Genomic DNA, 24,321 nt, shown 5'->3' on the forward strand with positions numbered 1-24,321 from the left:
TTCAGTCAGATGTTGCATGCACGTTACGAAGACGTCAACCCCCACTTGCCGCTATGTTGTGAACACAGGAGGTTTGGATGACCGACACCCCCGCGCCGGCACCGGCGCTCCCCCGGCGGCAGGTGCTGGCCGACGACGTGTACGACGTGTTGCGGGAAATGCTGCTCAGCGGTCACATCCCACACGGCAGCCGGGTCAAGATCGACGCTCTGGCGGCGCAGCTGAAGATCTCCAACACACCGATCCGCCAGGCCCTGGGGCGGCTGGAGGCCGACGGCCTGGTCAGCAAGCATCCCTACCGCGGCTTCGTCGCCGCCGACCTGCCCGACCGCAAAACGATCTCCGACCTGTACGAGTGCAGGTTGCTGCTCGAACCTCCCACGGCCGCCCGCGCCGCCCAGGAGTTCCGCACGGAGGACGGGGCGTTCCTGCGCCAGCAGGTCGACGTGCCCGGCGGCGATCTCACCCTGCTGGCCAAGGCCGACGAGCTGCTGCACGGCGAACTCGCCAAGATGTCCGGGAACCTGATCGTGGCCGAAACGCTGGAGCGGTTGTTCGTCCGTTCACGCGCTTTCCGGATCTTCTACACCCGGGAAGGCGCCGCCGAACTCACCCGGGACGAGCACGAAGCCATCGTGCGGGCAGTCGTGGCGGGCGACGGCCCGGCCGCGGCGGACGCGATGACCGCCCACTTGCGGGCGGCGGGAGAGCGCATGCTCGCGGCACTTCCGTAACGCCGCCCTCCACCAAGCGGCCTCAAGCCCCGGAAAACACGGCATCCGGTCCGACCAAGATGATCGGACGGGATCCCGTCAACTTCCTTCAGGCCGTTTCAAGAACGGCCCTTGGTGTGGGGTGTTCACGAGCTGGTCTGACCCAGAACGGAGTTCCAGCCACATGCGGCCGGCCAGGCGTGGCAGTCGGGCGCGAGTAGCTGGAAGGCCAGCGAGATGAGCGCCGACACCACCGAGACCACCGGGAAAAGAACAAGGCGGCTCACCATCCAGATGGACCCGGCGAAGTTCTCTCCCGCACTCAGGTCACCAGCGCAGTAGACGACGGAAGCGGTCTACCGGCACCAGCTCAGGCCAGTGATCACATCATCTTCGGCGACAGCCGACACGGGTAGAGAGTCCGAGTGAGATGGCTCCCCGATTGGCTCCCATCGACTCCCAGACGAGGGAAAAGGGGCTTCGGATCAACTCCGAAACCCCTTGTCACCTGCAACTATCCTGGTGGGGTGTTCACGAATGTGTCCGGCCTGGGACGAAGTGATGGGCAGGAAGATCGCTTCCAGAATGAAAGAGATCGTTTCCCAGGCTGGAAGGCGTCGCGACGATGGGACTCGAGCGACAGGCGTTACAACATGCCCAGCAGAATGGGGGCGGCGTTCATGGCGCCGTGGACAACGAGGATGGGCCACATCAGTCGGTATCGGCTCCACAGATAGCCGAAAACCCCTGCACTCCTTGATTGACGATGGCCGAGGAGAGGTCTGTGGGAAGGTGTCCCGTGCCTTGGATGCCGACATGCCAGGCCGCCCAGAGCATGGATCCCCAGCCTCAAGACCTGGCATCCGGTGACGGAGGTGGGATTTCAGCACAAGAAGTTACCCATCTACGTATGGCGTGCCGACCGAGAAGGAGGGGACACCAAGACACGCAAGTCGCGTCGCACGCTGGAACTGCCCAAGCTGGCGGCACCGGGCCAGCGCCTTCGTCGACGCCGCCCACGACAGCGAGGATCAGCAGGACGGCCGGCACATCAAGGCCCCTACCCTGGCGATCTGGCAGGACCCCGGCGACATGGTGCTGCCGTTTGACCCCTCGGCGGTCTGGCACGGATGGGCGCCGGATGTCCGCACCTTGATGCTGCCGGGTGGGCACTTTCTGCCGGAGACTCAGCCCGACGCCGTCACTGCGGCGATCAGAAACTTGATCAGTTAATCCATAGGAGCGATCGAACGGCGGCAGGAGCGTCCGCTACATCGCTGAGCCGGGAGGTTCGGTCCGATCCTTCGAGGTGCAGGACGCTTGCCGGGAGCACCAGATGGCGGGACGGCCGCGCCCGCGTACCCGCAGGGACCTGTGGCCGCACTCCTCATGACCACCGGCCACCCACTTCGACAAATCATGAAATGGGCAAAGAGGCGAGTCTCCCCCGTTATGGTGCGGCGAATGAACGCTGACCAGTTGCATGAATACGCGAACCAGTTGCGTGACAATTTCTTGCGGCTGCAGGATCAATCCCTGGAACTGCACCAACGTTCCCGAGCCCTGCAGGTCACCCACACCTCGCCCGACGGTCTTGTCACCGTCACCGTGGGCGCCCGTGGTGACCTGATCCGGCTCCAGCTCGACCCCCGGGTCTCCCGACTGAGCGACAGCGGCAAGCTGGCCGACATCATTACCGCCACAGCGCATCAGGCGGCGGTGATGGCCCAGGACGAGATCCTGCGGATGTTCGAACCCCTCATCCCGCCCGAGCAGATGCGGGCCCACCTGAACGGCGACCTGGACAGTGTGCTGGGGCACGTGGACGACCAGCTGCGCGAAATCGGCTAGCGGATGGCCGAGCACGTATGGATGGAACGTTCTGAGGTCGAGGCCGGATTGAAGGGGTGGCAAGGCCACACCGCCGTACTCGGTGACGCCCTGCGCGAGGCCACCGCCCGCATCGAGCGGCTGAACGCCGCCGCCCCCTGGGGTGGCGACTCGGCCGGGCAGGAGTTCTACCGGGCCTACTCGGCCGGGGGCGGGCCAGACACGCTCATCGCCTGGGCCAGGCAGCTCATGAGGACCCACGAGGCCGCCGGCGACGGCGTACGACAGACAGTGGAGACCACGAGCCAGGCTGCCTCGGTGCCGAAGAGCGACCAGGTATGAGCATCCATTCGGGGGCGGAGCACAACCGCAGCACACCGGTCACCAGAGCGCCGGGCGGCGACGACGACACGATCGGCAGCAGCGGCTACGCGAGCGACGTCACGCCGGCCTGGGGGGAAGGCGCGCCCGAGTGGGTGAACGTCCTGATCTCGATGGTGGCGGCCGGGCAAATGTGGCCCGAGGGCAGCGAGAAGGGCCTGGCGGAACTCGCCGTGGCCTTCGACGACGTGGCGCGAGCGGCGCTGGCCGGCCAGGACGTGAGCGGGTCGTTGCAGGCCGGGATACTGGACGGGTGGTCGGGCGCGTCCGCCGACGCCTTCCGAGGACACACCGACAGACTCGCCTCAGGGCAGACGGGGCTGGCAGGGCTGGCACAAGCCGCTGGGGCGTACGCGCTGCAGCAGGACTCCTACGCGCGCGCGACGCAGTACGGCAAACTGTCCATCAATGTCGGCTACTGGATCACGGTCAGCGCGGCCGCCGTCGGGCTCATGTCGAGCTTCCTCACCGCGGGCGCGACCACGCCGCTGCTCGCCGCGTACGCGCAGCGGCTGCGTACCTTCCTCAACGGGGTGTTCGGCACCCTGGAACGGGCAGCGAGCGCCGGGCGCGGGCTCACCGCCGTCGCGCCGAAGCTCGCCGCCGTCCAGACCGCGCAGCTCAGCGGGCGGCAACTGGGCCAGGGACTGCTGGCCAGGGCGGTCACCAGCCATATGCTGCGCGAACTGCCCGAGGAGGTGGGTGAAGGCCTGCTGATGGACGGGCTCGCCCAGCAACGGCAAAAGGATCTCGGCACCCGCACACGCTGGGACACCCGCATGACGGCCGCGAACGTGCTGGGCGACGCCACCGGCGCCCTGCTGGCGACCCGGATCGCGCCCGCGGTCTCCAGGTACGTCTCCGGCCTGCCCGGCCTGCGGCGGCTCGACGCCGCGGCCGGGGACGCCGGCGGTGTGGCGAACGCGCTCTTGCGGTACCCGACCAAGGCCGTGAGCGCGGCGGCAACCAACGCGGTCGTCTCGGCCCCGGCCGGGATGATCGCCAACGGGGTCGTGTACGGCAAATGGGAGCTGCCCACCATGGAAGGGCTGGTGGGCAGCATGGCGGCGGGCGCAGGAAGAGTGGGCACCATCAGCCCGCTCAGCACCGACGTCCTGTCCGCCGTCGCCGACCCGGCGACCGCACTCGCCCGCGCGGAGACCACGGCGCTCGCCCGCACCCCCGACCCCTCATCCACCCCCTCATCCACCCCCTCATCCACCCTGCCGCCGTCCCCCTCGGCCCCGGCCCTCACAGGCGCCGGCGCCCAAGAAGCCGGGGGGGCCGCGCAGACAACGGCCGCTTCCCCCGCACCGGTCGGCGACGGAACCGGACACGGGAACAACCCGACAGGTACGCCCCCACGCAACGGCCCCGCCCCGGCACAGAGCGCCCCCGCAAACGCCCCCACCGCGTCGGCGCAGCCCCGAGCGGTGCCGAATGCTCCGGCACCGAGCACAGCACCCGGCGGGACGGTGCATCCCAGTGCGGTACCGAGCGGCCAACCGGCGCACGCCAACCCGATCGGCGCGGCCCCTGCCACCCCGGTCGCCCCGGCCACCCCGGCCACCCCGGCCACCCCGGCCACAGCGACGAGCGGCCCCGCCGCTCCGGCCGCTGCCGCGACCGGTCCCACCACCGCGGCCCCGCCGACCGCTGCCAGCGGCCCTGCGCCGGCGTCTCCGGCCACCCCAGCGACCAGTCTCACCGCCGCTGCCAACGGTCTCCCCACCGCGGCCGCTCCGATGAACAGTCCTACAACTGCGGTTGCCGGGGTGAACGCGACGGCCACTGCCTTACCGGGACCTGGAGTGACCACCGCCCCTGTACCTGAGGCGGGCCTCACTGGTCAGACCGCCACCAGCGGGACGGCGCCCACTGTGCCGAACCTGACAGGACATGAGGCGGCCGCAGGAAGGCGAGATCTGGTTCCCTCCAAAGAGGCGCTGGCTCTGGCGCTCAGCGGACCAGTCACACCCTCCGTACCGGCGCTCGAGGGCATCGAGCCCGACGTCGCCCGGGACATCCATCAGACGATGCGGGAGCTGGCTCATGACTACCCGGACCTGACGCGTACCCTCGGCACCGTCAGTACGACAGACCCCCACGGGAACTTCGCCACCCAGCCGAACCTGGTCGCCTATGCGGTCATGGACGCTGACGAGCGGGGCATCCACCTCAACCCCGCCGCCATGGTCGATCAGGCGCGCGCCGGACAGGTGGAAGAGGCGACCGGCTGGACGGTGCCGGGCGGCGGCTCGGTGCGCGGCGTGCTCTATCACGAGGTGGGCGAGCACATCGCCGACGGCATCATGCGCGACCCGGACGCACGCACCATCCTGAACGCCACCGTCTCCACCGTGCTCGGCCGCCCGTACGACATCATGGGCGTACACGACCCCGAAACCATGACCGCCGTCGAATCCCGGCTGTCCACCTACGGGGCCAGCACTCCCCGCGAACTGATCTCCGAGGCGTTCACCGAGTACAGGGCCTCGGCGCAGCCCCGCCCCCTGGCCAGGGCGGTCGGCGAGCTGATCAACCGGCTCTATAGCGCCCGAGCACAAGAGACCACGCCGACTACACGCCCTCGTGAGGAGGCCACGCCGACTACACGCCCTCGTGAGGAGGCCACGGCGCGTACGCGCGAGGAGGTGTACGCCCGCAGGCGCGGCCCCGCAGACGACCCGGAAGCCGATCCCGACCTGTGGGCACTGCGGGCCATGGACAAGCGGATGAGCGAATCCCGCTATCGGGATGAGGACGCCGAACGCCAAGCCGGCAAGATCCTTCAGCGCATCGCGAACACCTGGGGCCGCGATGGTGCCCAGTGGCTGCTGGACAGGTTCCAGGCGCGTTCCCCGTACGTACGCGACGGCATCGCCTGGGCAGCCCGCCAGCACGGCGTGGGAGAGCCGGCCGGTGACCGGCAGACATCCCGGACCCCGAGCCAGGCCGGCCAGGAACAGGAGGCCGCCTACCAGGCCGAGAGCCTCTACGATTCCCAGGCCGACCGGAGCCACTGGAGGGAGGTCATGCGGGAGGCCGACCATCTCGCCCACGAGTACACCGCCGCCGACCGCAACCAGGACGCCGACGCGTTCCAGGACGCCATCGACAACGCCCAGGCGTTCGTCCGCCGTCACGGCCTGGCCGACGCGGACCGGACGCCTTGGTACAAGTTCAAGGGCGCGGCGCAGATGGACGACTGGATGGCCTTCCGCGAGACGCAGGACACCAGCACCGGCATCGGCTTCATGAGCGAGATCCTGCTGTACGACTTCGACCTCGAGCCAGACGACCTGAACGGCACAGGAGCCACCGGTCAGAGTGGAACAAAGGGGTACGAGCCCCCCATTCTTGACCACGACGACTTCGGCAAGGTCAACGTCGAGCGCCGGGTCAAGGTGCCCCTCGCCGGACTGCGCCCGCAACAGGTCGAGGACTACCCCAACGCCTCCAACCCCCTCAGCGAGGAGCACAAGGAGGCCATGCGGCAGGCCTACGAGGAACTGCGGAAGTTCATCGAGAACCTCGGCGCCAGGCAGGTCAGGTTCGGCGACCTGCTCGCGATCATCAACAAGGTCAACCCCACCGGGCACAACAGGAACTGCCCCGAGACCAGCCTGGCCATCGACGACATCCTGCGCGGCAAACCGGCCGTGGCCGGGCCGCTCAACGCCGCGCCGGTCCCGGTCATCCGCGGTACGCTGGGCAAACGCGCGATCGAGAAGTACATGCGGCTCAGCAACCTCAAGAAGGTGGCGAAGATCCTCCTCGACGAGGGGCCAGGATCACGCGGCGTGGTGATCGGCTACAGCGGCTCCGGCATCGGGCACGTGTGCAACGTCCTCAACGTCAACGGCCACATCTACTACGCGGACGGCCAGCACCAGCGGGTATACATCGACCGGCACCCCATGGAAGGCCGATACCGCGAGTACGACTTCTTCCAGACCCGCTGAGAAAGGACGGACCGCAACATGATCGGCAAGGAGGAGGCCGAGCAGCTCGTGCGCGCGTACATCAAGGAGGAACTGAGCGCCGTGGGGGAGAGCCTGGTCGTGCACAACGCGGAGACGGTGGAACGGCCGTACGGGTGGTTCTTCACGATCACCACGGCTGAGTTCGTCGAGACGGGCGACCCCGGCACCGCGTACGCCGGGCTGGGGCCGGTACTGGTGCGGCGGGCCGACAGCGGACTGATGGAGTTCGACTCCATGTACACCGGCGAGGCTGCGGCGGAAGCTTACGAGGCGGGGCTGTGACGCGGCGGCGACCCGGGATCTGCGACGCGTGTGCCAGGCTCCGGCAACGGGTGGATCCGCAGGCGCCCGGCCGGTACGTCCCCTTCTGCGAGGCCTTCCCTGACGGCATCCCGGCGCAGATCTATGGGGGCGGCTTCGACCACCGGCACGAATACCCCGGAGACCGCGGCGTCCACTTCACGCCGCGGCCTGGAGCCGAGGGGGCGCTACGGGCGTTCGAGCTGCGCTCGCCGTAGGGTGAAGGCTGCTGAGGTGGCCTTCCAGCGGGTTTGGCAAGGGGTGCCCCCCTTGCTGTGGAAGGATCACGGCGGTGGCGTGATCTGACGAGACGATCTCCTCCGACGCGGTGCATCTGGAGCAGGGCACCCGCCCCGCAGGCCCCGAACCCACACGAACGCGACTCGGAACCCCCTGAAACGACGAGATCCCGCCCGATCGCGATGATCAGACGGGATCTCGTCAACTTCAGTCCAGCCGTTTCAAGAACGGCCCCTGGTGGGGTGTTCACGAGTGGGGTTGAGCAGCGCGAAGAAGAAGGACAGATAGACCGCTTCCCACGCGACTCTTGATCGTTTCCCTGATCGTTCAGCGTATGGCGTCAGGCACATGAACCATGACGTACGGGTGCGTCTGGTCGAACCACGCGCTCGTCAGTTTTGCGCCAGTGGTTTGGTCGATGAGGGCAAGCCAGGCCGCCCTCCAGTCGTAGTCGTCGTCGCGTTCTTCGAAATCGACGAAGAAATCTTGCATCGCTTCCAGCTGTGGCCACCGGTCAATGCCGGGGTGGTCTTCGGGGCGGCCGGGAAAGAGCGCGTCGATCTGCAGGATGAGCTCGCCGTCGGCGGCGAAACTCAGCTGGTTGTGGGCGTTGACGTTCCACCAGGCGCTGTAGACCCGGGCTCCGTGACTCAGGCGCCGAAGGACAGCGGGCATGGCTCCGAGATAGTCGTACTCCCAGAGCGCGATAGTGGAGCCGTGTTGGTCGATGAGCACGGGATATGCGTCGCTGGCGAAGGGCACCAGGGCGCTGAGTGGGGCTGGGGGATGGAGTCGGCCGGGGGTGTCTCCGCCCAGGCGGGTGGCGATCTGCTGAAGGTTAAGGGGTTTTGCGTTGTGCGGGATGACGACCGTCCAGCACATGGCCACGTCCAGTCCTCGTGAACGGGCGAGGTGCCCGTAGTGCTCGCGCAGGTTGGTAGTCGTTGGCTGTCCAGCGTCCACGCGTGACCCTTCGATTAATGGCGAACAGATATTCGAGATCCTCGCAGGGAGGGCGCGGACAGCGGTAGATCGTCGAAGCTGTAATGCACGAGTTCGGCGTGGGGTGTTCACGGACGCGCCCTGGTGGGACTGATGGGACGAAAAGGGGTAATGGCGGCTCAGGGATGGCTGAGATACCGGCCGCCGAATACCTCATGCAGGGTCCGCGGTGGCACGTCCCGGCTGGTCGGCGCTGGTCGATCGGCTCAGCGACGGACACGGTAGCGGATGTGGGTGGCCTCCGGCGTATCGATCACCCGGACGATCTCCAACTCGATCTCCGACGGCAAGACATCGAACAGCCGGCGGCCACGACCGAGCAGCACCGGGATCAGATGGATCTGCACCTCGTCCAGCACCCCAGCCTCGAGCGCCCGTTGCCCCGTGTAGGCGCCACGCACCTGCACGTCCCGGTCCCCGGCGGCAGCCTTCGCCTGCGCCATCGCGCTTTCGATCCCGTCGGTCACGTACGTCACCAACGGATAGCCCCAGCGAGCGGCCGGGCCGGGCGGCCGGTGGCTGGGTACGAAGATCGGGAGACCGTTGTGATCACCACCCCAATGATCCATGAGCTCGGCAGTCCGCCGTCCCGCGAGGACCGCACCAGCAGCCTTCCATTCGTCCTGGAATTGCCCGACCGGCACGGACGGCTGGCCGGACTCCCCCTTCACGTCCGCCCACTTGTGCAACCGCTCGCCGTCGTCGCCGCCGAGGAAATCGTCGGTATCGGCGATGTACCCGTCGAGGGACACTGACATGTCGAGCACTGATATGGACACTTCGGTCTCCTGTGGTCTCGATCCAAACTGGTTTCGGCGAAAGCGGCTGCCCGGCCCCCATGCTCATGAGCCTGACCCGAGCGGCGGGGCCGACGAGCCCGTCCAGCGACATGCCTCATAACGAAGATCACATGCCGACGGGGCTCCTCGGTGGATCACGCTCGCGCGAGATGATCGCCAGTTTGGCGGACCCCGGGTGGCAAAGTGGTGTCAGTCCGGTGGCACTCACCGTAGGACCCGGGCGGGCGAGAGGGGGTGATGCGCGTGCTGGCCGTCGAGTTGCTCGGGCCGCTGCGCGTTTCCGTGGCCGGGAGGCCGGTCGAACTGCCCCCGGGGCGGCAGCGCGTGTTGATGGCGGTGCTGGCGATGTCAGCGGGCCGTACCGTCCCGACGGACAGGCTGGCGACCGCGGTGTGGGGCACCGATCCGCGCGGCGACCCGCGGGTCAACCTCCGTACCACCGTCAAGCGCGTACGCCGCGCCCTGGGAACCGTCGAGCTGATCGTGTCCCGGTCGGGCGGCTACCTGCTGGCGGCCGAGCCGGACCAGGTCGACGCCCTGTGCTTCGGCCTCCTGCTCGATGGGGCCGCGGCGGCGCCGGACCCGGCGGCCGAGCGGTCCCGGCTGGCCGAGGCGCTGGCGCTGTGGCGCGGCACCCCCTTCGACGGGATCCGATCGGACTGGCTGGAGCACTTCGTGGCCCCGGCGCTGCAGGATCGGTACCTGACCGCGCTGGAGCGCCGGGTCGACCTGGACCTGGCACACGGAGCGCAGCCGGACCCGGCCCAACTGGCCAAGGCCGCCGAGCGGCATCCGCTGCGGGAATCGCTGTGGGCGCGGCTGCTGCGGGTGCTGGAGTCGGCCGGTCGTCCTGCCGAGGCGCTGGAGCGGTACGAGACGATCCGGCGCCGGCTCGCCGAGGAGCTCGGCGCCGATCCCAGCCCTGAGCTGCGGCAGGTTCATGCCGATCTGCTCGTCGTCGGCGCCCCGCCGGCCGGGCGCGCGGTGCCCAGGCAGTTGCCCGCCACCGTCAACGGGTTCGCCGGGCGGGAGACCGAGCTGGCGGCGCTGGACGCGCTGCTCGTCCCGCCGGACGAGATCCGGCCGGACGAGACGAGGTCCCGGTCGCCGCTGATCACGGTAATCTCCGGCACGGCCGGCGTCGGGAAGACCACACTCGCGGTGCACTGGGCGCACCGGGTCGCCGGGCGCTTCCCGGACGGCCAGCTCTACGTCAACCTGCGCGGATACGACCCCTCGGGGGAGGCCGTACGACCGGCGGCGGCCATTCGCGAGTTCCTCGGCGCGCTGGAAGTGCCGCCGCACCGGATCCCGGACGGCCTGGACGCGCAAGCCGGGCTCTACCGCAGCCTGCTGGCCGGACGGCGCATGCTGGTGCTACTCGACAACGCCCGCGACGCCGACCAGGTCGCCCCACTGCTGCCCGGAGCGCCCGGCTGCCTGGTGGTGGTCACCAGCCGGGATCATCTCACCAGGCTGGTCATGACGTACGGTGCGCATCCGCTCCCCATCGGCCTGCTGCCGCCGGACGAGGCAAAGCGGCTGCTGGCCGCCCGGCTCGGCCAGGACAGGATGGCTGCCCAGCCCGCCGCCGTCGAAGAGATCGTCCGCCGCTGCGCCGGGCTACCGCTGGCGCTGGCGATCGTCGCCGCCCGCGCCGCGATCCATCCCACGCATCCGCTCGGCACGCTCGCCGCCGAGCTCCGGGACGCCCTCGGTGCGCTGGACCGTGCCGTCAACGTACGGGCGATCTTCTCGTGGTCGTACGAGTCGCTCGGCAACGAGGCGGCGGCGCGGCTGTTCCGGCTGGTCGCCGGGCTACATCCCGGCCCGGACAGCACGGTCACCGCCGCCGCCAGCCTGGCGGGCGTCCCGGTCCCCCAGGTACGGGCGCCGCTGGCCGAGCTGACCCGCGCCAACCTGCTCACCGAACACGCCCCGGGCCGCTACTCCTGCCACGACCTGCTACGCGCCTACGCCTCCGAACTCTGCCAGGCCCGCGACCCGGACCGGGACGCCGCTCGGCGCCGCATCGTGGACCACTACGTCCATACCGCGTACGCCGCCCAGCGGCTGCTTGGCGGCGACATGGAGGGGGACGTCGAGACCGTCGCCTCCGCCGCGCCGGGCCCGGGCGTCTGCGTCACCGACCTCGCCGGACGCGACGCGCCGATGGCCTGGTTCGCGGCCGAGCGTCCTGCCCTGCTCGCCGCCCTGGAGCTCGCCGCCGATCTGGGCCTCGACCGGCAGGTCTGCTACCTGGCGCGGGCGTTGTTCGTCTTCCTGCATGGGCAGGGCTTCTGGCACGACCGGGCCGAGACCCAGCAGGCCGCTGTGGCCGCCGCCCGGCGGCTGGGCGACCCGGTGGAAGAGTCTCGCGCGTACCGCAACCTGGCCTTCGCGCTGGCCGACCTGGGCCGCTTCGACGACGCCCACCGCAACCTCGACGCCGCCCTGGAACGAGCACATGACGACCCCGCAGGTCAGGCGTGGACGCACTACCACCGCGACATCGTGTACGCCCTCCAGGGCCGGGAGGCCGACGCACTCGACGCCGCCCGCCGCGCCCACGACCTGTTCGACCAACTGGGCGACCAGGTCGGCCGGGCCATCGCGCTCACCGACCTCGGCTTTCACCACGGCCGCTTGGGAAACCACGCCCAGGCCCTTGAGTTGTGCGAGCAGGCCCTGATCCTGCACCAGAAGCTCGGCAACCGCCCCCACGAGGCCCATACCTGGTCGTGCCTGGCCGACACCCGCCTCCAACTGGGCGATCCGGCCGGGGCCGTCCCCTGCTACCGCCGGGCCCTGGACCTGTTCCGGGAATTCGGCGATCCATACGCCGAGGCCAGCACCCTAGCCCACCTGGGCGCCTGCCATTACCTCGCCGGAGATCACGCGGCCGCCCACGAGCAGTGGCGCCACGCCCACACCCTCCTCGGCGACCACGACCCCTCCACTAACCAGATCCACACCCAGCTGGCGATCATCGACAAGTCCACCGCCGACGCCTTCCGTCGCCGACGCTGACTCGGCGAACGGCGCTGCACGTCGGCCTGCTCCTCGGCGGGCTGGCGACTATAGGGAAGTGTCCAGGAGTGCCAGAGCTCGAGGGGCTCAAGGCGGCGAGGCATGGCAAGATCACAACCTGGTGTTCTTGAACCAGCGTCGGAACCCAACTGGACTGCGCCAACGTGCGGCGAGCGTTCCGCAAGATCACCAAGGAAGCGGAGATCGAACCGCCTGGAGTCCCCGCGAACTGCGGCACTCGTTCGTCTCCATCATGAGTGACCAGGGCGTACCCATCGAGACCATCGCCGATCTCGTCGGGCACGCGGGCACCAGCGTCACGGAAGCGGTCTACCGGCACCAGCTCAGACCGGTGATCACCAAAGGCGCCCAAACGATGAACACCATCTTCGGCGAGAGCCGACACGGGCAGAGAGTCCGAGTGAGATGGCTCCCCGATTGGCTCCCATCGACTCCCAGACAAGGGAAAAGGGGCTCCGGATCAACTCCGAAACCCCTTGTCACCTGCAACTATCCTGGTGGGGTGTTCACGAGTGGGTGTGACCTGCGGCGGCAGAGGGGGTGTATTGATCGCTTCCCGTCCAGAACGTGATCGTTTCCCGGGTGTCGCGCTGGGACCTGGTGGCGGAGATACCGATGGTGTTCGGCAGCCTTGCCGCCCCGGGTTACGGATCCTAAGCGCTGCCTGCAAGTGGAGGGCCACAGGTCCGCTGCGGGAGGTAGACACGCTCAAGGCGGCCTATCAACATCTCCGCGAGACGGATGCAAGGCCGGTTCAATGATGGCGAGCAGTTCAAGCATGGGTTCTTGTGTCTGTTCAGCAAAAGTCGCCTCCACGGCTGCGGCAGCGGGCCCGCCTGTGAGCCAGGCAAGTACCTGCTGGTAAGCAGGGCTTCGGCGGTTCCAGAAGGCGTTGGTCAGGCGCTCGCCCGACAAGCCGGTCAGGACGAAGTCGTGTAGGTGCCTGATTGCGGCGTCGGTGTCGAGCTTGCTCCAAGCGCTGAGGCAGGGTGTCAGATCCATGCCTGTGGCGCCCAGAGCGCACAGCACAGTGGAGACCGAGGGGTGGACCGGATAGTTGCGCAGCGTTTCGCGCCACCATTCACTCAGGAACGCTGCTATGGCATCTCGCTCGTCGATCGGCCAGGTCCACCACTCGGCCGAGGCGAGCTTGCCAAAAACGATCTCGGGGTCTGGATAGGTGAAGGCGTCCGCTGCCGCGCATTCGAGCAGGCGCGGTAGAAAGTAGCGGAACTCAGCGACGCCACCCCACGTGGTAAGGGCCTTAGCGGCGTAGCGGGCCAGCAACTCAGCCTTCACCGACCTGACTGGCCCAACCAGAATGCACAGTTCCTCACCTGGCTCGACGCAATGCGGGCAACCGACCATGCGCTCGGGTCGCGGAACGTGTCCGAAGACTTCGTACATCCGCCGCTTGGCGGCTTCCCATTCCGGCATTGACCGATTATCAGCGGTGCAGTGCGGAACCCGCACCTCGCTTTGCCGCCGGGATGGCGATGATCAGAACGCGTAGTCACTCAGCAGCCGGAAAGGCCGCTCCCCATAACTGGAAAACGGCCTCTGACCTGGAGTGGAGCGTTCTTGAGTGGGTCGGATCAGGGACGATCGGGTGATGTCTGTGATCGCTTCCCAAGTTCGCAATGATCGTTTCCCAGGCTCGGCGATGTTCAAGAAATCTCCACAGCGATGACTACCACACAGCTCCACGGTCTCTGGGAAACACCGCATACGTTGGGGATATAGGTCATGACGGATGCACCGTCGAGCGTAGGGAGCGGCGATGAACTTGGAGGCCGTCGATCGGCTGCGGGCGGAGGCGTCCCGCGAGGACTACGCGTCGATGGCCCGGCTGGCACGGGTGCTGTACGAGACTGGGCTCGGCCCGCGCGAGGTGCTGCGCGAATGCTACGGCGTCATGTTTCCTGAGGAGCTCTTCGTTGTCGTCGACGCCGGGTTGTGGTCCCTGGACCTGCTGGCGTACTTCACCAACCAGCCCTGGGAGTTGGCCGTCCCACCCGACCGGGGCGGCCCGGCGGAGACGCCTGACGCTATGGCCGACACCGAGTCGCTCATTTTGGCGCGCGACCCCGATCTGGTGCCGCTCCTGCAGATTCCCGCTGCTAGGGCTGGCGGGAACGACCGTATCGTGTGCTATCGGCTGAAGGAGCTCCGGGCGGGCCGTCCGACGGTCTTCTGCCTTGGCGCAGAGCCCTACCCCAGCGTGGAGGTGTGTGGGGGTGAGGCGGTGCGCTGCGGCGAGTCCATGCTCGCGGTCCTGTACGAGGAACACGTCACCGACCTCCGCTCGCTTGAGGAGGAGTTGCACAGTACGTGGAACCGGGGTGCGGGCTCGGTCTCTGGAGACGAGGCCAAGCAGGCACGCGCGTCCCTGGAGATGGTCGTGGAACTGCAACGGCAAGCAGACGGCACCAGAGCGTCCGCGCCAAGGGCGAGCATAGGCGCTGTCACATAGTCTCCACCAAGCCCGGAACGGTTCATGTTTACCGCCCTCAGCTGACGAGGTGACCGGATTCGTCTGGCTCACCGCCACCACGGCCGAGGCAAACGAACCCGGTCGGAAACCTCTGAAACGACAAGATCCCGCCTGATTCCGATGATCAGACGGGATCCCGTCAACTTCAGTCCAGCCGTCTCAGGTGAGGCGTTCACGAATAGCGCTCGCCTGGGGTGAAGTAGGTATATAGAAGATCGCTTCCCGAGCCGGGAGTGATCGTTTCCCGTGCGAGGTCGGCCCGGCTGAGGACCGCGAGGCGGCCCGCGGGTTGTGGTGATGGTGATTCAGCACTGGAAGATCAGCACCATGCCGCTGCCGTCCTCGCCCCCGCTGACGCCGGCCGACAGGCACTTGGGTACTCCCTGTCACATCGGTTCGTTGTCTGGGCTCATAGGTACGAATGCAACACGCGAGGAGGACACAATGCAGTTCGTAGAAGCCGCCGAGGCTGCCGACGAAGCGACGATGCGGTCGATGCTGGCCACCGATCCTGGGCTGCGCGATCGGTACGCAGACCTGGTTGCGCGGATGGCCGAGGCACGCAACTGGTCAACGGTCCGGCTGCTGATCGATCTTGGCTTCGGCGTCAACGATGTCACCGCCGCGGGCGCTACCGCCTTGCACTATGCGGCGGCAGCTGGTGAGCTGCCGATCGCGCGCCTGCTGGTCGAGCACGGTGCCGACCACACCGCCCGCGAACCCGGATTCAACGCGCAGCCGGCAGGCTGGGCGCAGTACTTCAAGAAGCGGGAAACCCAGAAATATCTCGAATCCCTGGCCTGATGCCGCGCCGTCCGGTTACGCGGCATCCGGCCCTCAGCTCGTCGAAGTAGGGCTCGCCGTGTTCGCTATGTCCGGTTGAGGAGGGCGGACGCGAGGCGGTGGACGCGGTCGGGGTCGCGGACAATGTCGATCCTGACGATCTTGTCGCCCGCGACGGTGAAGGCCATAACGGAGAACGGCCGCCCGTCGCGGGTGATCAACGTTCCGATCGCGCCGTTGACCAGGGCGGGGCGCAGTTGGCCACCACGTGGGGCGTGGGCCTGCTTGGCCACGGCCGGCGCGCCGCGGACGACGGTTGGCGGCCGGGTGGTGCCGAAGTCGGTGCGCAGGACGACGTCGGGGTCGAGGACCTGGACGAGGGCGTCGAAGTCGCCGTTCCACGCGGCCGCGTAGAAGGCGCGGACGACCTGCCGCTGGCGCGCTAGATCCGGATCGTGTGATGGGATCTTGGCGTCGTGCACCCGGCGTCGTGCCCGGCTGGCCAGTTGCCGTGCGGCGGCCGGGGTGCGGCCGACGATGCCGGCGATCTCCTCGAAGGGCAGTTTGAACAGGTCGTGCAGTACGAACGCCAACCGCTCAGCAGGAGTGAGCTGGTCGAGCACGACGAGCAGGGCCAAGCTCACCGAGTCGGCCAGCAACGCCTCCTGCTCGGGGTCGAGGTCCCCGTCTGGGATGACAACCAGGTCGGGCAGGTGGGAGGCGAAGGGATCCTCCCGGCGGCGTCGGCGGGAGCGCAACATATGCAGGCACTCCCTGGCGACGACGGTGGTCAACCATCCGTCGAGGTTGTCGATCCGCTCCGCGTCGGACCGGCTCAGCCGCAGCCAGGCATCCTGAACAGCGTCGTCGGCGTCAGCCAGCGAGCCGAGCATTCGATAGGCCACCGCCCGCAGCCGGGGTCGGTGCTGCTCGAAGCGCGCGGCCAGCCACTCGTTCTCGTCCATCTGTCACACCATCCCATCGCCAGAGCTCACAGAGGTGAACCCTCAGACACGGCGAATGTGACACTGAACTGCGTTCCATCCTCGTCCGCTCGATCTCAAGGGCTCAGGCCCGCGACAAGGTGAAGCGCAACGTCGTGCTCCTGTGCGAGATCCCGAAGGGCAAGGAGGGCCGCAGTGGCTGCCTGGGCGAACATGCGTATCAGGTCGGCGACCAGCATGACGTTGCGTCGAGAGAAGCGGTCGCCGAGGGCGCCGCCGAAAAGGGGGTCTGTCCAGCGATCGGCTCTGTCCCGTAATCGGTGGTGGCGTTGAGTGCGCACCTGCCAGGCTGGGCCGTGCTGAAGATCGACGATCTTATGGGTGTCGTGTTTGGGGGGCTGTCTGCCCTGATCATCGAGGATGTCAGGGACGAGTACGACCTCATTCGTGTGATGGCTCGTACTCGTGACAAGCCGGTGCCGTGCCCGGTGTGCGGGGTGCCGACGGGTCGGGTGCACGGCTATTGCAGCCGGACGGTCGCGGATGTTCCGGTCGACGGGCGGCGGGTGGTGGTGTCGCTGCAGGTGCGGCGTTTGGTTTGCCCGGCGTGGGGATGCCCTCGGCAGACGTTCCGTGAGCAGGTGCCCGGGCTGCTCGAGCGTTACCAGCGTCGAACGAGCAGGCTCGCCGGTCAACTGGGCGCGGTGATTAAGGAACTGGCTGGCCGGGCGGGTGCGCGGCTCTCGGCGGTCCTGGCCGTCGCGGTGTCCAGATCGACGGCACTGCGCCTGCTCATGCGGCTGCCGCTGCCACCATTGCGGGTTCCCAGAGTGCTGGGCGTCGATGATTTCGCTCTCAAGCGCCGTCACCGTTATGCCACCATCCTCATCGACGCCGAGACCGGCGAGCGGATCGACGTCCTGCCCGGCCGCAGTGCCGACGTGCTGGAGACGTGGCTGCGATCCCACTGCGGGGTGGAGATCGTCTGCCGCGACGGGTCTGGCGCCTACGGTGAGGCGATTCGACGCGCCCTGCCGGATGCGGTGCAGGTCAGTGACAGGTGGCACTTGTGGGCGAACCTGTGCGACAAGACCCTCGCTGAGGTTCGTTCCCACAGCGCCTGCTGGGCCACGGTCAACCCGCCCCGGCCCGCCGGCGTCCGCGAACAGACCACCCGCGAGCGTTGGCGGCAGATCCACGACCTGCTGAACAAGGGCGTCGGCCTCCTGGAATGCGCCCGCCGCCTGAACCTGTCCCTCAACACCGTCAAGCGCTACGCCCGCAACCGCGAACCCGACACCCTGCGCCGCGCTCCCCGCTACCGGCCCACTCTCGTCGATCCCTACCGCGATCACCTGCGCGAACGGCGCGCCGCCGACCCGGCCGTTGCCGTCCTGCAGTTGTTCCGCGAGATCAAAGAGCTCGGCTACACCGGCAGCCTCAACCTGCTCTATCGCTACATCACCCAAGGCAGAGCCGAAGGAGAGCGACCCGTCATCACCCCGCGCCGACTGGCACGCCTCCTGCTCACCCACCCCGACCGGCTACGCGACAGCGACACCCAACTGTTGCAGGAGCTCACGACCGCCTGCCCCGAACTGGCCGAACTCGCCCGCCATGTCCGCAGCTTCGCCGAACTCCTCACCCCGGCCGAAGGCAACGACGCCAAGCTCACCGCCTGGATCACCACGCTCCGCGCCGCTGACCTGCCCCACCTGCACGGCTACGCCAACGGCCTCGAACTCGACCGTGGCGCGGTGAACGCCGCCCTCACTCTTCCGCACCACAACGGCCGAACCGAAGGCGTCAACACCCTCACAAAGAGGATCATGCGCCAGATGCACGGCCGTGCCGGATTCGACCTGCTACTTATTGACTGAACTACGAGGGGTGTTTTAGCAGTTCAGGAGACAGATCGAAGCTTGTGGGTCTACGGTCGCTGCCCGTGGTCTCAGATGAGGAAGCGCAGCGGGATTTAGCGTCTCTGAGTGTTCCGGCGGTGGGGGCGCTGGTGGCGACCGGCAGCCAGTGGGAGCCGTATCGCTTGATCGATCCCGACGGGATGCCGGTCGAGGCGGTGGCTTCGTATTTCCGCGACTTGCAGGCGGCCGGACGCAGCCAGGCAACCGTTCGCTCCTACGGGCTGGACCTTCTGCGCTGGTTTCGGTTTCTGTGGGCGATCGACGTGTCCTGGGAGCGGGCCACGCGGGTGGAGGCGCGGGATTTCTGTCGCTGGCTGCTGGTCGCTGGGAAGCCGACACGCCCGCACTGGCGGAGTGGGGACTCCTCGTCGCAGACCTCGTCGGAGGAGCCGTACGCGGCGTCGGTGCGGGCACATAGCGAGACGGTGTTGCGCTGCTTCTATGGCTTCCACCTGGGCATCGATGGCAGCCGGATTCTGATGAACCCGTTTCCGCTGGATCGTTCACAGCGCGGCGGCCGGGCCAATGCGCACCACAACCCGATGGAGCCGTTCCCCAACGAGCGGACCGGGCTTTATCGGCCGCGGGTTCCGAAGCGGGTCCCGCGCTCCATCCCGGATGAGGAGTTCAACGAGATCTTCGCTCGGCTGCCGTCGCATCGGGATCGGGCGCTGGTCGCGTTCTACGTCTCAACCGGGGCAAGGGCGTCGGAGCTGCTGTCGACGATGCAGGGCGGTGTCGATCCAGGACGGCAGCTGATCTCGGTGGTTCGCAAGGGCACCGGCGAGGTCCAGGCGCTGCCGGCTTCCACGGATGCGTTCGTGTGGTTGCGGCTCTACCAGGTCGAGATGGATGGCCTGACCCCGAAGGGGAGACGGCTGCCATTGTGGTGGACGCTGCGCCGGCCGTTCCGCCCGTTGGCCTACCACGCGGCGCACCGCATGTTCGAGCGGGTCAACGATGCGGCGGGGACCTCGGCGACACTCCACGCCCTGCGGCATACCGCGGCCTATCGGATGGCCGAGGACCCGGGACTGCCGCTGACCGACGTCCAGTTCGTCCTGGGACACGCTCACTTGACGACCACACAGATCTACCTGACGCCCCGCAAGGAGGATGTGATCCGCAGGGTGCTGGCCCATCACGCCGAGCAAACCCGGCAGGCGGCAGCGCGCACGCTGGCGCCTCCCGCGCCGGGCTATCGGCCCGAGTCCCTGGACGTGCTGTTCGGCTCCAGGGCATGGTGACCGCGGCCGCGACCGTCTCGGCGTCACCGACGCGCTCAACCGGGCCGAGGCTGGGCCGTGAGGCGATGCGCACGCGATTCCCGCCCCGTCCCATCGACGCAACCTGGCTGACCACGCAATGCGACCGCGAGACGGCGATTCGGTGGGCGACTGCTGCGCCGTTCGTGATCAGCAACCCAGTGGTCCAGGCCAAGCGTGTCCGGGGCCTGCGGCACCTGCTGGACTGGCTCGCCGACCAGCCCGGCGACACCTGGCAGCAGCGGTGGACCAACAGCGGCGCCGAGACTCTGGGCCCGGGGTGGAGGCAGAAGCCCGTTACCTGGCTGGCAGAACGGGGGCAGCGATCGGGCTGGCTGCCATCGGAGCTGTCCTCGGCGCTGCTGGCGTTGATCTTCGCCGATGTGGTGCGACCAGCGCTGCGCTGGCTCGTCTGCGTGCCCTCGATCAAATCCGAACTGGCCGACGGCTTGGCCCTGGAACGTGATTCCGGCGGATTCGCTCGGCTGCGCGAGCACTGCCAGACACACTCGGGGATCACCCAGCAGGCAGCGCGACTCACAACACAGCGCGCGGCGGTGATCGTCGCTGCTAAAGGCGAAACCCTGGCCGACATAACCGTTGGTGACGTACTGGAGTTGGTGGACACCGAGACCGAGATGCTGGCGGCCTGGCCGCGCGCCGTTCCGGTGTTCTATCAAGTGCTTCGCGACCTCGGGATTTTTGGTGAGCACGCTCCGCTGCGGTTCCGGCAACTGCGCACCGGCGGCCAGCTCACGCCTGAGCAGTTGGTTGACCGCTACGGGCTCCAGTGCCGTCCGATCCGGGACCTGCTGGTCGCCTATCTCCGCGAACGCCAGCCGAGCCTGGATTACAACAGCTTGAGAGACCTGGCTTACTTCCTGGCCCGGCGCTTCTGGCGAGATCTCGAAGTGCACCATCCGGGTATCGACTCGCTGCGCCTGGCGCCGGAGGTCGCCGCCGCCTGGCGGGAGCGGCTGCTGACCAAGCCGCCGCCCGGCAGCGACGCCGGTGAGCCGATCCCCCGGATCTCCTACCGCGAATGCCTGGTCAAGGTCCGGGCGTTCTACCTCGATCTGTCCCAGTGGGCGCTGGAGGATCCTGCGCGCTGGGCGCCGTGGGTCGCGCCGTGTCCGGTCGGACGAGACGACGTCGAGCATCGCAAGGCCAAGCGCCGCCATAAGGCACGCATGGACGCCCGCACCCGTGAGCGTCTGCCTGTTCTGCCGGTGCTGGTCGCCACGGTCGAGCAGCGACGACTGGCGTCCGCGGAGCTGCTGGCGGCGGCACAGAGGACAGAGCCGGGACAGAGCTTCGCCGTCGCCGGTCAGCAGCTGACCCGCCTGCGGCCCTGGGCGGGAAAGCTGCTGGTGGCAGACACTGCCGACCACCGGCGCGACCTGCGACGCGAGGAGGAATACGCCTTCTGGGCATGGGCCGCCGCCGTCAATGTGCTACGCCTGACCGGGATCCGGATTGAAGAATTGATGGAGGCCACCCATCACAGCCTGCTCCAATACCGCCTGCCCACGACCGGCGAGCTCGTGCCGCTGCTGCAGATCGCGCCGTCCAAGACCGACGCCGAACGGCTGCTGGTCGTCAGCCCTGAGCTGGCCGACGTGCTGTCCGCCATCATCGTCCGCGTCCGCGACGAGACTGGCACCGTTCCACTGGTCCCGGCCTACGACTGGCACGAGTGCGTCTGGAGGCCACCCGCCCCAGTGCTGTTCCAGCGCAGATTCGGCACCGAAAACCGGGCGATCAGCCACGGCACGATCCGCAAGATGATCCAGGCAGCACTGGCCGACACCGGCCTGACCGACCCGATCGATGGCGGGCCACTCAACTACACGCCCCACGACTTCCGCAGACTGTTCATCACCGACGCCATCCTCAACGGCCTGCCACCGCATATCGCCCAAGTCATCGCCGGGCACCGCGACATCAACGTCACGATGGGCTATAAGGCGATCTATCCCGAGGAATCGATCCAAGCGCACCTGGCATTCCTGGCCCGGCGCCGCAGCCTACGCCCCAGCGAGGAGTATCGAGTCCCTACCGACGAGGAATGGGCCGAATTCCTCGGCCACTTCGAGCGACGCAAGGTCTCCACCGGCATCTGCGCCCGAGCCTACTCAACACCCTGCGTCCATGAACACGCCTGCTTGCGCTGCCCCATGCACTGGCCGGACCCCGCACAGCGACCACGCATCGTCGACATCCGCGACAACCTCATCGCCCGGATCACCGAAGCCGAGCGAGAAGGATGGCTCGGCGAAGTCGAAGGACTCCGCATCAGCCTGGCCGGCGCCAACGACAAGCTCGCCCAGATCGACCGCCGCCGCGCATCCGCCGTCGTGGACCTTCCAACCCCCACCATCCGGCGCGAGAACTGACTCCTAGAAGCCGCCCCATCAAGATCAACAAAAAGTTCAGAGAATCCGCCACCGCATCCTGCTGCAATGAAGATCACTCAACGCCACCACCGATTACGGGACAGAGCCCATCGCTGTATGGCGGTCAGTCAGAGCAGGAGGCGACACCAAAACCAAGAAATCACGACGCACCCTCGCCGTACCCATGCGGGCTGTGGAAGCGCTCCAGCAGCAAAAACGCCAGCAAGCCAACGAACGCAAGGCGGCCGGCCAGCGCTGGAAGGAACACGGGCTCGTCTTCACCAGTCGCATCGGCACACCGCTTGACGCTCACAACGTACGGCGTGAGTTCCGCAATGCCATCAGAGGTATCAAGGGCATCTACGCCGACGCGTGGACGCCACGTGAGCTACGACACAGCTTCGTATCACTGCTCTCCGACGACGGCGGCCTATCCATAGACGAGATCGCAAAACTGTGCGGACACGCCAGCACAACCGTGACCGAGACCGTCTACCGACACCAGATCCGGCCCGTCATCCAAACCGGCGCTCTAGCCATGGATCGCATCTTCGACGACCTCACGGACGTCTAGCGGCTCGTCAGCATGTCACTCAGTTTGTCACTCAGAAGATCAAAAAGGCCACTTCCGAACTCTGGAAGTGGCCTTTGACCTGGGTGGAGATGAGGGGATTCGAACCCCTGACCCCTTCGATGCGAACGAAGTGCGCTACCGGACTGCGCTACATCCCCGTGGACTCGACCAGATTAGCAAACTCCTGGCAGTCCTCGCGCCATCCATTCACTCCCCGCTCAGTCCCCGACCGCCCGCCGAGGCGGCTCCGCGTACTGATCGAACAGCACATCCCCCTGCCGAGCCGCGAGGTCGATGATCTCGGCCTGGGCTTGTTCGGCGGCCAGCTCCGCCACCCGTCGCTGCTCGCGCAGCCGTCGGGCGCGGTCCGCGCGAGCCTGGAGCACGCGATCGCGCCGTTCGCGGTCGACCTGCACCGCGATCCGGAGGAACGTCATGTAGGCCAGCATGATGACTCCGGCGGGCGCGACGCTCCACCACGGGATCACCTTGACCGCGGCGGTGACCACCGAGGCGATCACGAGCAGGGCGGTGAAGAAGAGGAGCCGCCGGCGCCGGGCCACGATGATCGCGCGGCGCCTGGCCCGGAACTGCCGTGGATCGACCCGCTCGAACTCAGGCGCGTCCTCGTCGGTCTGCTCCTCCGGATCGGCGGGCTGCTGCGAGAGGTCCGGCAGCTGGTGTTCGCCGGTGTAGTACTCCTCGAGCTCGACCAGCTCGGCGAGGTTCGTCTTGTCCCTGCGCAACCACATCGGGACCAGGACACACAGCCACATGACGACGATGGCCAAGTAGAGGAGGATGCTCACGGCGACCTCCGGGCACCACAAAAACGCCTGGGTGCTGCTGGCGTCTTCGATGTGCTCACGTCACGCACCGTAAGACCGCGTGTCACTAATTGACGAGCATTCGGTGCGGTGTGTCGCGAGATCGTCAAACCTCTTCTACTGGAGACCCACCATGAGCAGCTGCCTCACGCGCGCGACGCCACTGTACGAGCAGCCCGCCGGGTGCGTCCTCGACGGTCAACGCGTAGCAAATGTGGTCGCGCCAGGCTCCATCGATGTGAAGTTGACGACGCCGAATACCTTCTTCCCGGAATCCGAGCTTCTCAACCACCCTGCGGCTGGCTTGATTCTCGGGGCGGATGTTCGCCTCCAGGCGGTGCAGGCCGGTGGTGAAGAAGCAGTGGTCGACGGCCATCGCGAGTGCGGTCGGGGTGATGCCCTGGCCGGCCAGCGCGCCGTCGATCCAGTAGCCCACCTGTGCGGAGCGGGCCGAGCCCCAGACGATCGCGCCGATGGTGAGCTGCCCCGCGAAGCGGCCACCGTACGTGACGACCCAGGGCAGTGCGAGGCCCTGCCTGGCCTCGCGGCGCAGGGTGCCGACCATGGAGATGTACGGGCCGAGACCCGTTCTGAACAGGGGAGTCTCCGGATTACTGGGCTCCCAGGGACGCAGCCACTCGGCGTTGCGCAACCGCGTCTCTCGCCACACACGTACGTCGGCCAGCCGCAGCGGTCGCAGGCCTACCGGGCCCTCGTTGAGAACCGCCGGCCAGCCACGAAGTCGATCCACATCTCTTATCATCCCCCTATCGGGCACGATGTCGCCACGGATCAGTAGTGGTGACTCTCCGC

Annotated in this window: 22 protein-coding genes and 1 tRNA gene; 15 read left to right on the top strand and 8 right to left on the bottom strand. The window is 67.7% G+C overall.

Annotated features, from left to right (window positions below):
• Positions 1-77: 77 nt before the first annotated feature.
• On the top strand, positions 78-734 hold the full coding sequence (locus ACGFNP_RS33625; protein ID WP_358327971.1) for a GntR family transcriptional regulator: 657 nt from the start codon (positions 78-80) through the stop codon (positions 732-734).
• A gap of 125 nt (positions 735-859) precedes the next feature.
• On the opposite strand, the gene ACGFNP_RS33630 is transcribed toward ACGFNP_RS33625, so the two are convergent.
• The gene (locus tag ACGFNP_RS33630; protein ID WP_393325519.1) at positions 860-1,000 is read right to left on the bottom strand and encodes a hypothetical protein; all 141 of its coding nucleotides are present in this window, start codon (positions 998-1,000) and stop codon (positions 860-862) included.
• A gap of 628 nt (positions 1,001-1,628) precedes the next feature.
• On the opposite strand from ACGFNP_RS33630, the gene ACGFNP_RS33635 reads away from it, so the two are divergent.
• The 6 genes from ACGFNP_RS33635 (at position 1,629) to ACGFNP_RS33660 (ending at position 7,428) form a co-directional block, all read left to right on the top strand.
• Positions 1,629-1,946, top strand: a complete 318-nt coding sequence (locus ACGFNP_RS33635) for an alpha/beta fold hydrolase (RefSeq protein WP_393325521.1) — start codon at positions 1,629-1,631, stop codon at positions 1,944-1,946.
• A 231-nt stretch (positions 1,947-2,177) separates the two neighbouring features.
• Positions 2,178-2,564 carry a YbaB/EbfC family nucleoid-associated protein gene (locus ACGFNP_RS33640; protein ID WP_358327965.1) on the top strand — a complete coding sequence of 129 codons (387 nt, stop codon included), beginning with the start codon at positions 2,178-2,180 and terminating at the stop codon, positions 2,562-2,564.
• A 21-nt stretch (positions 2,565-2,585) separates the two neighbouring features.
• A complete protein-coding gene (locus ACGFNP_RS33645; RefSeq protein WP_358327963.1) occupies positions 2,586-2,885 on the top strand; it encodes a hypothetical protein in 300 nt (99 codons plus the stop codon).
• Complete coding sequence (locus tag ACGFNP_RS33650; RefSeq protein ID WP_393325524.1) at positions 2,882-6,889, top strand: toxin glutamine deamidase domain-containing protein; 4,008 nt, start codon at positions 2,882-2,884, stop codon at positions 6,887-6,889. Before ACGFNP_RS33645 ends, ACGFNP_RS33650 begins: the two co-directional genes overlap by 4 nt.
• A gap of 18 nt (positions 6,890-6,907) precedes the next feature.
• Complete coding sequence (locus ACGFNP_RS33655; protein ID WP_358327959.1) at positions 6,908-7,192, top strand: YrhB domain-containing protein; 285 nt, start codon at positions 6,908-6,910, stop codon at positions 7,190-7,192.
• Positions 7,189-7,428 carry a hypothetical protein gene (locus tag ACGFNP_RS33660; RefSeq protein WP_358327957.1) on the top strand — a complete coding sequence of 80 codons (240 nt, stop codon included), beginning with the start codon at positions 7,189-7,191 and terminating at the stop codon, positions 7,426-7,428. The genes ACGFNP_RS33655 and ACGFNP_RS33660 overlap by 4 nt, the downstream gene beginning before the upstream one ends.
• A gap of 349 nt (positions 7,429-7,777) precedes the next feature.
• Here the strand turns inward: ACGFNP_RS33660 and ACGFNP_RS33665 are convergent, their stop codons facing one another.
• The gene (locus ACGFNP_RS33665) at positions 7,778-8,413 is read right to left on the bottom strand and encodes a DUF6461 domain-containing protein (protein ID WP_393325526.1); all 636 of its coding nucleotides are present in this window, start codon (positions 8,411-8,413) and stop codon (positions 7,778-7,780) included.
• Between the two features lie 245 nt (positions 8,414-8,658).
• A complete protein-coding gene (locus ACGFNP_RS33670) occupies positions 8,659-9,210 on the bottom strand; it encodes a dihydrofolate reductase family protein (RefSeq protein WP_219528143.1) in 552 nt (183 codons plus the stop codon).
• Positions 9,211-9,489: 279 nt separating this feature from the next.
• Here ACGFNP_RS33670 and ACGFNP_RS33675 point away from each other — a divergent pair, with 279 nt between their 5' ends.
• Together ACGFNP_RS33675 and ACGFNP_RS33680 are read left to right on the top strand one after the other, a co-directional pair.
• Complete coding sequence (locus tag ACGFNP_RS33675) at positions 9,490-12,282, top strand: BTAD domain-containing putative transcriptional regulator (protein ID WP_358327951.1); 2,793 nt, start codon at positions 9,490-9,492, stop codon at positions 12,280-12,282.
• A gap of 121 nt (positions 12,283-12,403) precedes the next feature.
• The gene (locus ACGFNP_RS33680; RefSeq protein ID WP_393325529.1) at positions 12,404-12,874 is read left to right on the top strand and encodes a tyrosine-type recombinase/integrase; all 471 of its coding nucleotides are present in this window, start codon (positions 12,404-12,406) and stop codon (positions 12,872-12,874) included.
• Positions 12,875-13,011: 137 nt separating this feature from the next.
• On the opposite strand, the gene ACGFNP_RS33685 is transcribed toward ACGFNP_RS33680, so the two are convergent.
• The gene (locus ACGFNP_RS33685) at positions 13,012-13,740 is read right to left on the bottom strand and encodes a hypothetical protein (protein WP_393325531.1); all 729 of its coding nucleotides are present in this window, start codon (positions 13,738-13,740) and stop codon (positions 13,012-13,014) included.
• A 343-nt stretch (positions 13,741-14,083) separates the two neighbouring features.
• Here ACGFNP_RS33685 and ACGFNP_RS33690 point away from each other — a divergent pair, with 343 nt between their 5' ends.
• Positions 14,084-14,776: a hypothetical protein gene (locus ACGFNP_RS33690; RefSeq protein ID WP_393325533.1), complete on the top strand. Its 693-nt coding sequence runs from the start codon at positions 14,084-14,086 to the stop codon at positions 14,774-14,776.
• A 465-nt stretch (positions 14,777-15,241) separates the two neighbouring features.
• Positions 15,242-15,601 carry an ankyrin repeat domain-containing protein gene (locus ACGFNP_RS33695; protein WP_393325535.1) on the top strand — a complete coding sequence of 120 codons (360 nt, stop codon included), beginning with the start codon at positions 15,242-15,244 and terminating at the stop codon, positions 15,599-15,601.
• Positions 15,602-15,666: 65 nt separating this feature from the next.
• On the opposite strand, the gene ACGFNP_RS33700 is transcribed toward ACGFNP_RS33695, so the two are convergent.
• On the bottom strand, positions 15,667-16,545 hold the full coding sequence (locus tag ACGFNP_RS33700) for a sigma-70 family RNA polymerase sigma factor (RefSeq protein ID WP_393325537.1): 879 nt from the start codon (positions 16,543-16,545) through the stop codon (positions 15,667-15,669).
• A gap of 365 nt (positions 16,546-16,910) precedes the next feature.
• On the opposite strand from ACGFNP_RS33700, the gene ACGFNP_RS33705 reads away from it, so the two are divergent.
• The 4 genes from ACGFNP_RS33705 to ACGFNP_RS33720 all read left to right on the top strand — a co-directional run bounded on the left by ACGFNP_RS33705 (position 16,911) and on the right by ACGFNP_RS33720 (position 22,681).
• Complete coding sequence (locus ACGFNP_RS33705) at positions 16,911-18,404, top strand: ISL3 family transposase (protein ID WP_393326260.1); 1,494 nt, start codon at positions 16,911-16,913, stop codon at positions 18,402-18,404.
• Positions 18,405-18,523: 119 nt separating this feature from the next.
• Positions 18,524-19,693: a tyrosine-type recombinase/integrase gene (locus ACGFNP_RS33710; RefSeq protein WP_393325539.1), complete on the top strand. Its 1,170-nt coding sequence runs from the start codon at positions 18,524-18,526 to the stop codon at positions 19,691-19,693.
• Entirely contained in the window at positions 19,687-22,107 is a 2,421-nt protein-coding gene (locus ACGFNP_RS33715) for a tyrosine-type recombinase/integrase (protein ID WP_393325541.1), read from the top strand. The genes ACGFNP_RS33710 and ACGFNP_RS33715 overlap by 7 nt, the downstream gene beginning before the upstream one ends.
• A 109-nt stretch (positions 22,108-22,216) precedes the next feature.
• Positions 22,217-22,681: a tyrosine-type recombinase/integrase gene (locus ACGFNP_RS33720; RefSeq protein ID WP_393326263.1), complete on the top strand. Its 465-nt coding sequence runs from the start codon at positions 22,217-22,219 to the stop codon at positions 22,679-22,681.
• Between the two features lie 84 nt (positions 22,682-22,765).
• On the opposite strand, the gene ACGFNP_RS33725 is transcribed toward ACGFNP_RS33720, so the two are convergent.
• The 3 genes from ACGFNP_RS33725 to ACGFNP_RS33735 all read right to left on the bottom strand — a co-directional run bounded on the left by ACGFNP_RS33725 (position 22,766) and on the right by ACGFNP_RS33735 (position 24,271).
• Positions 22,766-22,839: transfer RNA gene (locus tag ACGFNP_RS33725), tRNA-Ala, on the bottom strand.
• 60 nt (positions 22,840-22,899) lie between these two features.
• Positions 22,900-23,490 (bottom strand): hypothetical protein, encoded by a 591-nt coding sequence (locus tag ACGFNP_RS33730; RefSeq protein WP_358341224.1) that lies wholly within the window; start codon positions 23,488-23,490, stop codon positions 22,900-22,902.
• A 124-nt stretch (positions 23,491-23,614) separates the two neighbouring features.
• A complete protein-coding gene (locus ACGFNP_RS33735) occupies positions 23,615-24,271 on the bottom strand; it encodes a GNAT family N-acetyltransferase (RefSeq protein WP_393325544.1) in 657 nt (218 codons plus the stop codon).
• Positions 24,272-24,321: the final 50 nt, after the last annotated feature.

The organism is Nonomuraea sp. NPDC049269 (assembly GCF_043197155.1).
Taxonomy (GTDB): Bacteria; Actinomycetota; Actinomycetes; order Streptosporangiales; family Streptosporangiaceae; genus Nonomuraea.